This is a genomic window from Trichocoleus desertorum AS-A10 (genome assembly GCF_039962155.1).
Taxonomy (GTDB): Bacteria; Cyanobacteriota; Cyanobacteriia; order FACHB-46; family FACHB-46; genus Trichocoleus.
Map to the genome: position 1 here is coordinate 306,736 of NZ_JAMPKN010000001.1, position 13,973 is coordinate 320,708.

Sequence of the window (13,973 nt, forward strand, 5' to 3'; positions counted from 1 at the left end):
ATAACGCAACGATGTCCCATGCCACAAATTCTGATTCTTCTCTATAGTCAATCACTCCAAATATTGGTCAAATTATTTGTCAAGTTGACGGGTAGAGGTGGCGGAAAATTCGTTCGATTTCTACCGAAATCTCAGCAGCATTTAGTCAAAAACTACGCGAGAAATTTCCAGTTGCAGGTAGATACGACCTACCCTATTGAGGCATCGGTTTGGTTAGCAAGTACTTATGACCCTACTACCACTCGATTCCTACAACAAGTACTCCGAGTAGATGATGTTTTTCTCGATATTGGCGCGAACTGTGGTGCCATTACGTTAGTCGCCGCTAGCATCATTGAAACAGGTAAAATCTATGCTTTTGAACCAGGTCCAATCATTCGATCGCGCCTTCAATCCAATCTAGATCTGAACTCTAGCCTGAAGGATATCGTGCAGGTTGTGCCGCTAGGTTTAGGTCAGCAGCGATGTCAGCTTTCCTATTTTGAAGACCAAACTTATCGGGGCAATGGTGGGTTATTTCAGAACGACCAAGGAACCACTGTAGAAGTTTTACCTTTGGATGAATGGGTGGCGCAAGAAAAACCGAAAAAAATAGATGTAATTAAACTAGATGTTGAGGGGATGGAGTATGACGTACTGCTGGGCAGCAAAACAGTTTTGACGATTTATTACCCAATTATTTACTTTGAAACACTGCCTGGTTTCTTCGTCAACAAGCCCTACAGTATTCGCACAATTTATGAGTTTTTAACCAGCTTGGGTTATGTGATTGTTGGCCCTAGAGAACCTTATACCTCAATTTCCTTGGATGGGCCTTACCCTGCGAATTCAGTTGCAATTCATCCTACCCAAAGGCACCGTCTAGAGCGATTGAATTAGCCAGCATCACGCACTGCATTGAGCAAAAATTTGTGTGCATTGATGCCTGTGAATTCATGTGTTACGGCTACGCCTAACCCATGCTACCGATCTATTTGCAACCTAAGGAGTCGCGAGTGGCTGTGCCTGTGGTTGGGTTCACACCACTAGCTCGTTCACACAATTTTTTGACCTGAGCGCCATCCAGCAAAGCATTACTAAAATCGGCTCCAGTAATATCGGTGTCCTCAAAAGTAGAGCGGAACAAAATGGCATCTGTCAAAACTGCATCTTTGAGGCTAGCCCGCTTGAAAGTGATTTGATCCATCATGGCGCTGCTCAAGTTAGCATTTTGCAAATTAGTTTCAGTCATTACCGAGGCACTAAATACCGCACCCCGCAAGTTGGCATTCACAAAGTTAGCAGTCGTGAGATTGGTGTTGGAAAATTCGGCCACCTGCAAGTTTTGGCCCGAAAAATCTCGTCCACGCAACTCCGCATTGCTGTAGGACGGAGGTGGGGCATATTGGCTGAGGGCGATCGCGCTTAGCTGCCCGCTCCAAACCAGAAACGCCAATACAAATGCAGCGAGATACCGAAAGATCATAAAAATTTCGATGTCACATCAATGTCAAACCTATAGTTAGTAGAGTAGTCGCATTCAGGCAAGTTTATGCCCCAATTTCTCTTAACTTGGTTGGTGACAGCCTTAGCGCTGCTAGTGACAGCTTATTTCGTCCCCGGTTTTGTGTTGACAGGGTTTGTGGCAGCGGCGATCGCGGCGGTGGTTTTGGGCTTAGTCAATGCGATCGTGCGACCGATTTTGCTATTCTTCACCTTGCCATTGACGATTTTGACGCTGGGGTTGTTTTTGTTTGTGGTCAATGCTCTCTCCATCTGGATCGTGGCTGCTTTGACTCCCGGTTTTGACATCACTGGTTTTATTCCCGCGCTGTTCGGCTCCATTGTCCTGACGATCGCCACCACTGTATTGGGTTGGTTTGCTAGAGCGATTGATTAGGTTCTGCATCGGGTGTAAACCCTAAGTAGCCACGTGGGGTAATCATCCAGTCGGCATAGGTGCGAGTGCTGGCATTGCCAATTAAAACTGTGGTCAGCATATCAATCGGTGCTTCTAGCAATTCGCCTAGCGTTGTGAGCGTAATTTGCTCATCTTCGCGGTAGGCCGATCGCACCAAAGCGACTGGGGTACTAGGATCACGGTGCTGCAAGAAAATTTGTTGGGCGATCGCAATCTGCTCGGTGCGGGTTTTGGAGCGCGGGTTATAGAGAGCGGTAACAAAGTCTGCTTGAGCAGCAGCATTTAGACGCTTTTCAATCACGGGCCAAGGCGTTAACAAGTCGCTGAGACTGATAGCGCAAAAATCGTGCATTAAGGGTGTGCCTACCCGTGAAGCCGCTGCTTGGAGAGCGGTAATGCCTGGAAACACTCGCACTGCTGGGGTTTTGCCGTCCCAACTTTGGGCTCGCAGCTCCTCTAGCACTAAGCCTGCCATGCCATAAATGCCAGAATCTCCCGACGAAATTACGGCAACGGTTAAGCCCCAGTTCGCCAACTCGATCGCGCGTTTAGCTCTTTGGCGCTCTTGAGTAATCGGCAAAGCTTCTACAATTTGCCCTGGACGTAGCAACGGCTTGACGAGGTCTACATACAGCGAGTAACCAATCACCACATCCGCTTGAGCGATCGCAGTTTGGGCGGCAGGGGTAATTTGCTCTAGTTGTCCGGGGCCGGTGCCGACTAGCCACAGTTTTCCGCTGCGGCCTGTGTATTCTTGCTCAGCTTGGGCGATCGCGATCGTCACTGCTCCTGGTTGATCTGCTGCCCGAATAATTTGTTTAGTAACCCGTAGGGACACCGCTTGCTGCTCTGTTTCTAGGTCAGGTGCAGAGAGGGCAGGCACAAGACCTGCCCCTACGAGGGCGGCGGCTTCAGCGACGCTAGGGGTGCCCACTTCGGCAGCAACTACTTCGGAGGGAGTCGGAACTGGCACTGATTTGAGTTGCTCGGCAGAGAAGCAACGCAGGGGCCAATGGCGGTCACGACATAGCTCGACCAAACCCACTTCATCGGCTTTCAGGTCTAGGGTTGCGATTCCAGCGATCGCGGCTTCGGCCAACTGGTGAGCTTGGCAGGCTTGCTGAATCGCGCTTTCTATCAAATGACGAGAGGTGCCTCGTTCACAGCCAATCCCCACCCATAAAACTTTCGGATGCCATTGAACTTCTGGAATGCCGGAGTCTGGAGATAATCGTCGTGCTAGCGGACTAATCCAAACCCTAGCTTTCGGAGTAGCTGGTTGAATTGGAGCCGTCGCAGTCTCTTCCGACTCATTGAATTGAAATGGATGCTCCGAGGGTAAGTGATGTTGCCAAAGCGTTGTTCCCGCTTCTTGAATCACTTGCACCGAGTCTTGACGAGCGATCGCGGCACTCACGCCTGTCCAATCTCCTTCCCCTTTCTGCCAACCAAACGGCACGCCTAAAACATCGATTCCCGGTAGCTGTAAACGGTTTGCAGCGCCCGTTAGAACTGGGGTGGCATTGAGTTGTAGGGCGATCGCTTGGGTCAGGCGATCGGCTCCTCCTTGATGCCCACTGCATAAGCTGATGACAAATTGCCCCGCTTCGTCTACCACCACCACGGCTGGATCAGTAGACTTGTGCTGCAACAAAGGCGCAATCAAGCGCACCACCGCACCTGTGGCTAGACAAAACACAAACCCTTGGTACTGCGGCCACAACTGAGCCACCTGTTCTTTGAGCGAACCGGAATAAATCTTCGAGTTAAGGTTTTGGGCTTGAGCTAATTCGGCTAAAGATTCTGGCACCCAGAGAGTGATGGGATGAGCTTGGCACAGGGCCGCTAGTTTTTTGAGGCCAGCGGGAGTCGTGGCGATCGCGGCCAACGATTGAAAGTCTTGAAACAGTAAAGAACTCAAAGTGTTGTTAGTCGTAGTCAAAATCAAGAAGGAAATGGCAAAAATTTAAGGGAATAAAAACCGCCCAACGACAAAGTCAGGCGGTGATTGCAACAAACCGAAGCGCTGTCTAGCGCCGAGTCTGCCAGATTAAAGACCAGTGTTAGTTTTTGCGACAGGCACCTGACTTGACAGGACAGGTTTGATGTAGCCTGTCACACCTTGGGTGCTGCCAGGAGTATTAGAAATGGCCGATTGCAGAATTTGAGAATGGGTGACCGAGTCATTGGCTAGCGTAAACAGAGGATTGGAGAGGATTCCAGCTAAAGAAGTGGCAACCAAGGACAATACTAGACCCACTTGCAGAGGCCGCATTCCAGGCAAGTTCCAGGTAATTGCAGGATAGTTCTTGACCACATCCGACATTTCCTGAGGTTCTTTCACCACCATCATCCGCACCACGCGAATGTAGTAGTAGATCGAGATTACAGTCGTAACCAATCCGGCCAAAACTAATCCGTAAGCCCCAGCGCGCCAGCCTGCCCAGAACAGGTAGAGCTTACCAAAGAAGCCAGCCAAGGGAGGAATGCCACCCAACGATAGCAGGCAGACACTCAGCCCCAAAGTGAGTAACGGATCTTTTTGGTACAAACCAGAGTATTCGCTGATTTGGTCGGTGCCCGTACGGAGGGAGAACAGAATCACGCAGGTGAAAGCTCCCAAGTTCATGAACAGGTAGACCAGCAGGTAGAACACCATACTGGCGTAGCCCGCATCAGTCCCGGAAACCAAGCCGATCATGACGAAGCCTGCTTGCCCAATGGAGGAGTAGGCGAGCATCCGCTTCATGCTGGTTTGCGCCAAGGCTACGACGTTGCCTAAGACCATACTAAGGATGGCGAGCGCGGTGAAGACAAACTTCCACTCGTGGGTCAGCATTGGGAAAGCCGTTACCAAGAGCCGAATTGCCAAGGCAAAGCCAGCCGCCTTAGAGCCTACCGACAGAAAGGCCACCACTGGAGTAGGTGAACCTTCGTAAACGTCGGGAGTCCATTGGTGGAAGGGCACCGCCGCAATTTTGAAGGCGATCCCGGCGATCGCAAACACCAAAGCAATCACCAGACCGATCGACTGACCTGTGGGATCAGTCACGATATGAGCCGCGATCTCAGTTAGGCGAGTTTCACCCCCCGACAACCCATACAGCAATGACACGCCGTACAGGAAAATTGCCGAGCTAGAAGCACCAATCAGCAAATATTTTAGGGCCGCTTCGTTAGAGCGGGGATCGCGCTTCATGTACCCAGTGAGCAGATAGGAAGCGATACTGAGCGTTTCTAGGGAGACAAATACCATCACCAACTCGTCTGCACCAGAGAGGAACATGCCTCCCACGGTTGCGGTGAGCAGAATGGTAATAAATTCTGCTAGAGAGGTGCCCGATTGCTCCACATAGCGGATCGACATCAGGATGGTCACGGCGGCAGACAGCGCAATGATGCCTCGGAAGACGACACTCAGGGCATCGCCGTTAAAACCGCCCAAGAAAGAAATCGGATCGGTGATTTCCCATTGAAAATAGAGAGCAGCCGTAGCACTGAGCAGCCCCGCGATCGCTAAATAAGGAGTCCAGCGGGAGGCAGCACGTCCAGCAATCAAGTCACCGACCAGCACCGAGAGCAGCGTCACGATGACAATACCCTCTGGTACGATCGTCCCCGCATTCAACTGGGCTGCAAGATTAGCAAAATCCATAGGGGTTCGACAGACTAAACAGCACTAAAGAACAATAAAAAGTCAGGCCAGTGAGTCATCCATTGATGCTTTCCAGCAGTTGAACCACCCTCAAGCAGTAATTTGGGCCTTTAACCTGTGATCTTATCGCGCTATCTTAACGCTTACGCTTATTTTGAATCAGTATTTGTTCCTAGACCAACGGCTACCAGCTCAGAGCGATCGCAGTTAAAGTTTTAACATTTGTTCATAAACTAAAAAGACACCAGAATTTTTGCCCTTAGCTGGCCCTGTTGCCAAAGGGTGAATGTAAGACTAGGTTGGCTTTCTAGCTCGTCTGCCTTCTGATCCGGCTAACTTCCCGACTCAACTTTGCTTGTGTCTGGCTCAGAGGGATAACTGCAAAAAATTTTGTCAAAACTGAGGATTCCACCCATATTGGTTATAAGTAGAGATCAAGGCATGCTGAATGTCTCCTCTCCTTGATTTTCTTTTTAAGGGAGTCTTCTTTTAGGATGAAGCGATCGCAGTGCAGTTACGTTAATTTGTCTAGCTAGTCTCCCAAGTTTTTGCCATCAATTTTGCTACCTAGTCTTGACATCCCTGTCAAAATCTTCCATGTCTAAGACTGCCTAGCTCGCTACCACTTTGCCTGAAGTTAAACGATCCCATGTCAACCCTGGTCATTGTCGAATCTCCTACCAAAGCACGCACCATTCGCAACTACCTGCCCGCAGGCTACCGAGTGGAGGCGTCAATGGGACATGTGCGCGATCTGCCGCAATCGGCGAGCGAAATCCCTGCGAACGTCAAGGAAGAAAAATGGGCAAAGCTAGGGGTGAATATTGAATCAGAATTTGAGCCGCTTTATGTAGTGCCCAAAGACAAGAAAAAAATAGTCAAGGCGCTCAAAGATGCGCTCAAAGATGCTGACGAGTTAATACTGGCCACAGACGAAGACCGCGAAGGAGAAAGCATTAGCTGGCATCTGCTGCAACTTTTGCAGCCTAAAGTTCCGATCAAGCGCATGGTGTTCCATGAGATCACCCAAGAAGCGATCAAAGAAGCGCTGAAAAACTGTCGCACTGTAGATGAGAAGCTAGTTCGGGCGCAAGAAACACGACGTATTTTAGATCGCTTGGTGGGCTATACCCTCTCGCCGCTGCTGTGGAAGAAAATTGCCTGGGGCTTGTCAGCTGGACGGGTTCAGTCTGTAGCAGTGCGGCTACTCGTACGACGGGAGCGGCAGCGTCGGGCTTTCCATCAAGGTACTTACTGGGATCTCAAAGCCACCCTAGAAAAAGATAAAAGTGCGTTTGAAGCCCGCCTGGTAACGCTGCGAGGTCAGCGTTTGGCGACAGGCAGTGACTTTGACGAGGCAACGGGGCAAATTGCGGCGGGTCGCAATGTCCTCCTGCTGAATGAAGCGGAAGCCAGAGCGCTGCAAGAGCAAATCACTAATAAGGCTTGGACCGTTTCTAATATCGAAGAACGGCCTGTCACTCGCAAGCCTGCACCACCTTTTACTACTTCGACGCTGCAACAAGAATCCAACCGCAAACTCCGCCTCTCGGCGAGAGATACAATGCGCGTGGCCCAAAGCCTTTACGAGCAAGGCTTTATCACTTACATGCGAACCGACTCGGTGAATTTGTCGCAGCAGGCAATTGAGGCAGCTCGGACTTGTGTAGAGAACATGTATGGCGCAGCTTATCTCAGCTCCGAACCTCGCAAGTACTCCACCAAGAGCAAAGGTGCCCAGGAAGCCCACGAAGCCATTCGTCCCGCTGGCAGCAGCTTCCGCACTCCTCAAGAAACAGGGTTAAAAGGAGCAGAATTTCAGCTGTATGACTTGATCTGGAAGCGTACCGTTGCCACCCAAATGGCTGAAGCGCGGCAGACCCATATCACGGTGCAAATCCAAGTCGAAGAAGCAGGATTTCGAGCTAGCGGTAAGCGCATTGACTTTCCTGGTTTCTTCCGCGCTTATGTGGAAGGGTCTGATGACCCCGATGCGGCGATCGAGGATCGGGAAGTGATTCTGCCTGCGCTCAAGGTGGGTGACAAGCCAGCGTGCAAGGCTTTAGAGGCGATCGGTCACGAAACTCAACCTCCTGCTCGTTATACCGAAGCTTCTTTGGTGAAAACCTTAGAAAGCGAAGGGATCGGGCGGCCCAGTACCTACGCCAGCATTATCGGCACCATCATTGACCGAGGCTATGCCCAAATGGTCAGCAATGCCCTGGTGCCGACATTTACCGCCTTCGCTGTGACCACTTTATTGGAAAATCACTTCCCCGATTTGGTTGATACCAGCTTCACGGCTCGCATGGAGCAAACCTTAGATGAAATTTCTACAGGTGAGGTGAAGTGGTTGCCCTACCTCAAGGAGTTTTATTTAGGGAAAGCGGGTTTAGAAACCCAAGTCAAGGAACGGGAAAGCCAAATTGATCCCACTGAAGCCCGCACGATTGAGCTAGAAGATCTAGCTGCCAAAATTCGCATTGGTCGTTACGGAGCTTATTTAGAAACTGAAAAAGACGATGCCATCGTTAAAGCCACCATTCCTCAGGACTTGACTCCGGCGGACCTTGACCCTGCTCAGGTGGAAGTGCTGCTGCGCCAAAAAACCGAAGGCCCCGATAAGCTAGGGCTGCACCCAGACACGGGAGAACCGATTTATTTACGGATTGGACCATTTGGTCCCTATGTCCAACTGGGAGATTTAGGGGAGACCAATGTCGAGCCGAAGCGGGCTTCGCTGCCTAAAGGTGTAGGCATGGATGATGTCACGCTAGAAATGGCCGTGGGACTGCTGTCTCTGCCCCGAACCTTGGGCGTTCACCCTGAAACAAATGGCAAAATCCAGGCAGGGCTAGGACGCTTTGGTCCCTATGTACTGCATGACCAAGGCAAGGAAGGGAAAGAGTATCGTTCCTTGAAAGCGGGAGACGATGTGCTGGCTGTTGAGCTAGACCGCGCTTTGGAGTTGCTGGCAGAACCAAAGGCAGGTCGTCGAGGCGCTCGGAGCAAATCGAAAGAGCCATTGCGATCGCTCGGTGCCCACCCTGCTGATGAAGAGCCAATCAATATTTACGATGGCCCCTACGGTCCTTACATCAAGCATGGCAAAATCAATGTCTCGGTGCCCGAAGACCAAGCGGTGGAGTCCATCACGCTAGAGGCGGCTCTAGAGTTATTGGGCACAAAAGAGTCAACCAGCAAATCGGGTCGCAAATCCGCCAAGTCCACCAGTGGCACGAAGAAGTCAACGACCAAGGCGACAGCTGCTAAGAGCGAGGCCACCACGAGTAAAACAAAACCTCGCAAGACCACTACGAAAAAATCAGGTACCAGTAGCACTAAGAAGAAAACCTCAACTCTCGAGAGTTAGGAGACTGGACCGTAGACGGGAATTGAGGAAGCAGGAAAGCGATTGCCCTCCTATTCCTCGTCAATTTTTCAGTGAGCTAAGTCAGGAAATACTTCCTGTACAGCGGGATGTACTAACCGCTGATTTTGCACACTAACTCCCTTGGCTAAAACTGCATCGGAGTCCAAAGCAGATAGACCGTAATTGGCTAGCTTCAGGACGTAGGGTAAGGTGCTGTTATTGAGAGCTTGGGTCGCTGTCCAGGGCACTGCTCCAGGCATATTCGGCACGCCGTAATGTACCACACCTGCCTCGACATAGGTAGGGTGACTATGGGATGTGGGTCGCATCGTTTCAATACAGCCACCTTGATCGACCGCCACATCCACGATCACTGAACCAGGCCGCATTTTGGCAACTAAAGACTGACCCACCAAAATCGGGGCTCGGCGACCAGGTACTAACACGGCTCCAATCAGCAGGTCGGCTTCTGGGACAACAGTCTCAATTTGTAAGGAGTTGCTGTAGAGCAGTTCCACGCGGGAACCAAATAAAGTTTCTAAATAAGCTAAACGGTCTACATTCAAATCTAAAATTTGGACTTGAGCCCCCATCCCGACGGCAATCCGGGCTGCTTCTGTGCCTACCACTCCACCGCCTAATATCACCACTTTGCCAGGTTGCACTCCAGGCACGCCACCTAAAAGTACGCCCCGTCCCCCTTGTTGACGCTCTAAAAATCGAGAGCCAAACTGCACCGATAGCCGCCCAGCAATAATGCTCATGGGGGTCAAGAGAGGGAGTCTTTTATCTGGCAGTTCTACCGTTTCATAGGCGATCGCGGTCACTCCAGAGCTAATCAAATGCTCAGTTAGTTCGCGATCAGCAGCCAAATGCAGGTAAGTAAACAGGAGTTGGCCTTTTTGCAAAAACTGATATTCCGGTGCTAGCGGCTCTTTGACCTTAATCACCAACTCCCGATTCCAAGCAGCCTCTGCATTGGGAGCAATTTTTGCTCCTACTTGAACATAATCAGCATCGCTAAAGCCTGCGCCGATACCAGCTTGGGTCTCGACAAAAACGCTATGCCCGTTGTCTACTAGAACGCGAGCACTGCTCGGACTCAACCCCACTCGGAACTCTTGGTCTTTTGTTTCCTTGGGAACGCCGATTTCCATACGAAACCTCTGAATGCCCTATGCTTCTAGCTTAAGCTGGTTGTAAAAGTAGCTAGAGAGCAAAGCCCTAAGGAAGTTGAGCGATCGCCCTTAGCTGGCCATCCAAAAGGATGAGTTGACGCAGAGACAGTCCTCCTTAAAATAGATGAAAGAGATAAAGAATTGTAAATGTCATCAATAGAACCCAAAAGTCCTAACTTAAGACATACCTCTTGAGTGAGATTTTCTTAGTGCTGCTTTACCCTTTGTCTGAATTAATAGAACTGTCGTCAATTTTTCTAAAGCAATGACCCAAATACAACCCACCACAACGCCTAAATTAGCTGAACCTAAAGTCGGCTTTACAGAATATGCCGAGCGTCTGAATGGCCGAGCTGCCATGCTGGGGTTCGCGATCGCCGTTGCCATCGAGTACGTGACTGGACAAGGCGTCTTAACTTGGCTAGGGCTGAGATAAAACCAAAACTTTGCCAGTTCTTCCGGGGCGTTTGCCGCTGACTGAATAGACAACGCCACAGAGATCAAAAAATGTTCGCTCGGATGAGGAAGAACTGGAGAGTTTAGCGTGAAGAGATGATGAAGGGTAGTGTAAGTACCTAAGGCCTAGATGTGTTTTTTCTATAGTTCTCCATAATTTGTGGGATGAGTCTAAATTAGAAATAAGCAGTCCCATTAAACCGATACGGATTACGTAACTTTCTAAGTGTTTTGTTTCTTTAAAACTCTAAAATTCTTGATACGTTGAGTCAGAGAGATACTGTGATGAATGCTGTGTGGCCTCGGTTTTTAAGGGCAGCTTATCGTAAGGAGCCCATCTCTAGCTTTGTAATTACGGTTGGCGCTGTAGATGCAGCGATTGGCGGACTCGATAGCCGCTGGTCTCTATTTAGCTTTGGTCTAGGAACCGTGGGGCTTGCGATCGCCCTGCGGTGGTGGTTGATGCAGCGCCAACAAGAAGACCAACCAGAACAAGTACCGCAATATTACTTACCCCCTCGCTCCTCACGACCGCAGATGCCCGTGCTATCGGTTTCTAAGAAGAATCCACCACCTCACTAAATTGATTTCTCGGTTAGGTCTCAGTTAGAGCTATTCCATACCATTTAGCTTACTCATGCTAACTGCGGAACGTTCTGAGGCGAGTTACCGTCTTTTTGATCGTTCAGTGCTTCATCGCTTGGCTTTCATTAAGCGAGCTCAACCCTAAAGTTCGAGCTGAATTGAAATCCAAGAAATTTCGAGCGTGCCTGAGCAAGAGCAACTGCCTTACGTTGAAGTCAAGCAGTGCTTGCAGACTGGGTTGGCTGCGATCGCTCAACAAATGGAAACTCTCAAAACCTTGAAAGTTGAAGCGCCAGGAATTCTTTCCGTTTGGGAAGACACCCTCCAGCTCATTGCCTCACTCAAACAATCTGCCCCAATATTCAGTCGAACTATGAAATATCCATCTCCTAGCTTTCCTCTGCGTGTATTTCTTCATAAGCGGTTGGCATTTTGGGGAGCAGTGGGTATTGGAGTAGTTTGCTCTCTACAAATCGCTCATGTGAGCCAAGCGCTGCCTACACCCCCTGTAACCAAGGTAGACGTAGCCGCTACTGTGACAGGCTCATCCACCCCAGGTGGTTGGAAGCAGCCCCAGCTAGTCCGCACCTTGAAAGGGCATAAAGGAGCTGTGGATTCTCTGCTGTTTGCTTCTGATGGTCGAACCCTGTTTAGTGGCGGTAGCTACAACGACGCCAGAATTAAAGTGTGGAATCTCCAGCGCGGTCGAGAAGCGATGACGTTGCGAGTCCATCAAACGATGGTGGCAGCGCTAGCTATGACGCCAGACGGTCAAACGCTGGTCAGTGGTGGCACTGACTATATTCTGAATCTCTGGAATCTAAAGACGAAACAATCGAGCCGAATTTTCCTAGATCACACGAGCCATGTTCTGGCACTAGCTATTAGCCCCGATGGTAAAACTTTAGTCAGTGGCGGCTTAGATGGCATTAAACTTTGGGATTTACAAAGACAACGCCCACTGTCCACGCTCGAAGACGAGCGACATGAAGTGCATGCCCTAGCGATTAGCCCTTCTGGGCAATACCTAGCTAGTGGGGAAGACAACGGCGTTGTGAAGCTGTGGGACTTAGCTAGTGGGCAGCTCCTACAAACTCTCCCAGGTCATACAGGGGTTGTTAATTCTCTAACCTTTACACCTGATGGCACCTCGCTAGTTAGCGCCAGCCGAGATGCCACGATTAAAGTGTGGAATTCCGAAACGGGAGAGTTGCTCCAAACACTGGCAGGTCATACTAATTGGGTCATGGATGTTGAAGTAAACCCAAATGGTAGAGTTTTAGCCAGTGCAGGGCGAGATGCGGTCAGACTTTGGAATCTAGAGACAGGGGAATTAATCAATACCTTGACTGAGCATGCAGATTGGGTGCAGTCTGTTGCCTTCAGTCCGGATGGTCAAACTCTAGCTAGTGGTGGCTCTGATACGTTGATTCAAGTGTGGCAAGATGGAGTTTTACCACCTGTTAAGTAGGCAGAACGAGCCATTAAGCTAGTCCTTAGGCACATAAAAAAACAGGGAAGAGAGTTGATGTCTCTTCCCTGTTTTTTTGGTTAGTTTGCTCTTTGGCATCATTTTGCTCTTTGAGCTTTCGCCGCAGCACTTGCATTTGCTTTTTGCGTTGTCTCTAACGAGCCGAACCGCCTTTACCCTTGGAGTTCCGACCTTCACGGCGCGGTGACTCCCATCGTTTCAGACATTGAGCCTATTTGGTACTTAGTGAGATGATATGGGCGGGGAGAGACTCGAACTCTCACGGCCGAAACCGCCACATTTTGAGTGTGGTGCGTCTACCAATTCCGCCATCCGCCCTTGGATGAAGCTTCACTATTATACTCATTTTTTCCGTTTTGCAACAGGGTTTGGTAAGTTTTACTTCCAGCCCAGCGATCGATCTCCTGCGCGCGAATTACAGGGACCGGATGAGTCAGAGGTGCAACTTGAGCCTGCTTCAGCAACTCACCCAGATCACTGTTACTAACGTCATCGTAAGAACGCGCCTGAGATAGAAAAGCGTCTAGGTTTAACTTAGATGCCAAGGTCGGCGATCCCCCAGTCAGTTTCATCAGCAGGGAAGCCACCACCTTCGGGTCTTGCGTGACTAAGAGAGCGGCGCGATCGCAAGTAAATTCAGCACAGCGGACCCACTCTAAGATTTGGGACTGCAAGGTTTGAGCAATCATGCCACCCAAAGTAGGCAGTTGTCCTGCGGCTAGCACCATAATGTTGGCTAGGGTTAAGTAAACTCCGTGGTCACATTTCAAGTGCCCTAGTTCGTGAGCGATCACCGCTTGAATTTCTTCGGGGTTCAGTAGTTCTAGCAAAGAGGTATGAACTACGATGAAAGGCTGTCTCCCGCGAATCGCAAATGTGTAAGCATTGGGGACAGGGTGTTGCCGAATGTAGAGCTGAGGCAACTCCAGATCAAGAATTTTGCAAGCTTCGATTAGCAGTTGGTGTAAGTGCGGCAGTTGTTGGTCGCTAACCAAAATGCTGGAGGCAATATTGTCAAGGTAAAAAACTTGTTCGGCTAGTGGCCCTAGCAAACTCCGAATCATCAAGTCCAGCCCAGGCAACTGCTTGAGGGCTTGGGTTGCTTCTAAATCGAGAGGATGACGAAATTGATCCGCCTTCAAGCCAATTAAAGGAGTCTTTGCAGGAGACATGCTGGGGCAGCCATGAGAAGTGAGGTCAAGACAAGCATCGAGGCAAATCGCATTGCAAACACGAGTTGCGTGGCGATCGCTTACCACCGATGCTTATCACCGATACATAGCTAGTATAACGAGATTGCTCTTGGCCTGCGGGTACAAGCTAAGAGCAATCAG

11 protein-coding genes and 1 tRNA gene are annotated in these 13,973 nt (G+C 50.0%); 6 read left to right on the forward strand and 6 right to left on the reverse strand.

The features are described 5' to 3' along the window. Positions 1–18 precede the first annotated feature (18 nt). The gene (locus NDA01_RS01360) at positions 19–879 is read left to right on the forward strand and encodes an FkbM family methyltransferase (RefSeq protein WP_348226601.1); all 861 of its coding nucleotides are present in this window, start codon (positions 19–21) and stop codon (positions 877–879) included. 91 nt (positions 880–970) lie between these two features. On the opposite strand, the gene NDA01_RS01365 is transcribed toward NDA01_RS01360, so the two are convergent. Then, the gene (locus tag NDA01_RS01365; protein WP_348226602.1) at positions 971–1,465 is read right to left on the reverse strand and encodes a pentapeptide repeat-containing protein; all 495 of its coding nucleotides are present in this window, start codon (positions 1,463–1,465) and stop codon (positions 971–973) included. A 66-nt stretch (positions 1,466–1,531) separates the two neighbouring features. Here NDA01_RS01365 and NDA01_RS01370 point away from each other — a divergent pair, with 66 nt between their 5' ends. Continuing rightward, positions 1,532–1,879 (forward strand): phage holin family protein, encoded by a 348-nt coding sequence (locus NDA01_RS01370; RefSeq protein WP_190434076.1) that lies wholly within the window; start codon positions 1,532–1,534, stop codon positions 1,877–1,879. Here the strand turns inward: NDA01_RS01370 and cobJ are convergent. Together cobJ and NDA01_RS01380 are read right to left on the reverse strand one after the other, a co-directional pair. Beyond that, positions 1,863–3,842, reverse strand: a complete 1,980-nt coding sequence (cobJ, locus tag NDA01_RS01375; RefSeq protein WP_348226603.1) for a precorrin-3B C(17)-methyltransferase — start codon at positions 3,840–3,842, stop codon at positions 1,863–1,865. The two genes, NDA01_RS01370 and cobJ, sit on opposite strands and share 17 nt — an antisense overlap. A gap of 108 nt (positions 3,843–3,950) precedes the next feature. Next, positions 3,951–5,555 carry an NAD(P)H-quinone oxidoreductase subunit N gene (locus NDA01_RS01380; protein ID WP_348226604.1) on the reverse strand — a complete coding sequence of 535 codons (1,605 nt, stop codon included), beginning with the start codon at positions 5,553–5,555 and terminating at the stop codon, positions 3,951–3,953. A gap of 649 nt (positions 5,556–6,204) precedes the next feature. On the opposite strand from NDA01_RS01380, the gene topA reads away from it, so the two are divergent. Beyond that, positions 6,205–8,928, forward strand: coding sequence for a type I DNA topoisomerase (topA, locus tag NDA01_RS01385; protein WP_348226605.1), 2,724 nt, complete (start codon positions 6,205–6,207; stop codon positions 8,926–8,928). Between the two features lie 68 nt (positions 8,929–8,996). Here topA and ald read toward each other — a convergent pair whose 3' ends face one another. Then, positions 8,997–10,085 (reverse strand): alanine dehydrogenase, encoded by a 1,089-nt coding sequence (gene ald, locus NDA01_RS01390; RefSeq protein ID WP_348226606.1) that lies wholly within the window; start codon positions 10,083–10,085, stop codon positions 8,997–8,999. A 286-nt stretch (positions 10,086–10,371) separates the two neighbouring features. On the opposite strand from ald, the gene NDA01_RS01395 reads away from it, so the two are divergent. The 3 genes from NDA01_RS01395 (at position 10,372) to NDA01_RS01405 (ending at position 12,618) form a co-directional block, all read left to right on the forward strand. Further along, on the forward strand, positions 10,372–10,542 hold the full coding sequence (locus NDA01_RS01395) for a hypothetical protein (protein WP_348226607.1): 171 nt from the start codon (positions 10,372–10,374) through the stop codon (positions 10,540–10,542). Between the two features lie 305 nt (positions 10,543–10,847). Beyond that, positions 10,848–11,144: a hypothetical protein gene (locus NDA01_RS01400; protein WP_348226608.1), complete on the forward strand. Its 297-nt coding sequence runs from the start codon at positions 10,848–10,850 to the stop codon at positions 11,142–11,144. A gap of 184 nt (positions 11,145–11,328) precedes the next feature. Next, positions 11,329–12,618: a WD40 repeat domain-containing protein gene (locus tag NDA01_RS01405; RefSeq protein WP_348226609.1), complete on the forward strand. Its 1,290-nt coding sequence runs from the start codon at positions 11,329–11,331 to the stop codon at positions 12,616–12,618. A gap of 257 nt (positions 12,619–12,875) precedes the next feature. Here the strand turns inward: NDA01_RS01405 and NDA01_RS01410 are convergent. Next, a tRNA-Leu gene (locus NDA01_RS01410) sits at positions 12,876–12,957 on the reverse strand. Further along, positions 12,936–13,811, reverse strand: coding sequence for a M48 family metallopeptidase (locus NDA01_RS01415; RefSeq protein WP_348226610.1), 876 nt, complete (start codon positions 13,809–13,811; stop codon positions 12,936–12,938). Before NDA01_RS01415 ends, NDA01_RS01410 begins: the two co-directional genes overlap by 22 nt. Between the last annotated feature and the right edge of the window lie 162 nt (positions 13,812–13,973).

What these genes read in the sequence shown, in the direction of transcription:
- NDA01_RS01360 (WP_348226601.1), top strand. Translation starts at nt 19, where the DNA reads ATGCCACAAATTCTGATTCTTCTCTATAGTCAATCACTCCAAATATTG.
- NDA01_RS01365 (WP_348226602.1), bottom strand. Translation starts at nt 1,465, where the DNA reads ATGATCTTTCGGTATCTCGCTGCATTTGTATTGGCGTTTCTGGTTTGG.
- NDA01_RS01370 (WP_190434076.1), top strand. Translation starts at nt 1,532, where the DNA reads ATGCCCCAATTTCTCTTAACTTGGTTGGTGACAGCCTTAGCGCTGCTA.
- NDA01_RS01380 (WP_348226604.1), bottom strand. Translation starts at nt 5,555, where the DNA reads ATGGATTTTGCTAATCTTGCAGCCCAGTTGAATGCGGGGACGATCGTA.
- topA (WP_348226605.1), top strand. Translation starts at nt 6,205, where the DNA reads ATGTCAACCCTGGTCATTGTCGAATCTCCTACCAAAGCACGCACCATT.
- ald (WP_348226606.1), bottom strand. Translation starts at nt 10,085, where the DNA reads ATGGAAATCGGCGTTCCCAAGGAAACAAAAGACCAAGAGTTCCGAGTG.
- NDA01_RS01395 (WP_348226607.1), top strand. Translation starts at nt 10,372, where the DNA reads ATGACCCAAATACAACCCACCACAACGCCTAAATTAGCTGAACCTAAA.
- NDA01_RS01400 (WP_348226608.1), top strand. Translation starts at nt 10,848, where the DNA reads ATGAATGCTGTGTGGCCTCGGTTTTTAAGGGCAGCTTATCGTAAGGAG.
- NDA01_RS01415 (WP_348226610.1), bottom strand. Translation starts at nt 13,811, where the DNA reads ATGTCTCCTGCAAAGACTCCTTTAATTGGCTTGAAGGCGGATCAATTT.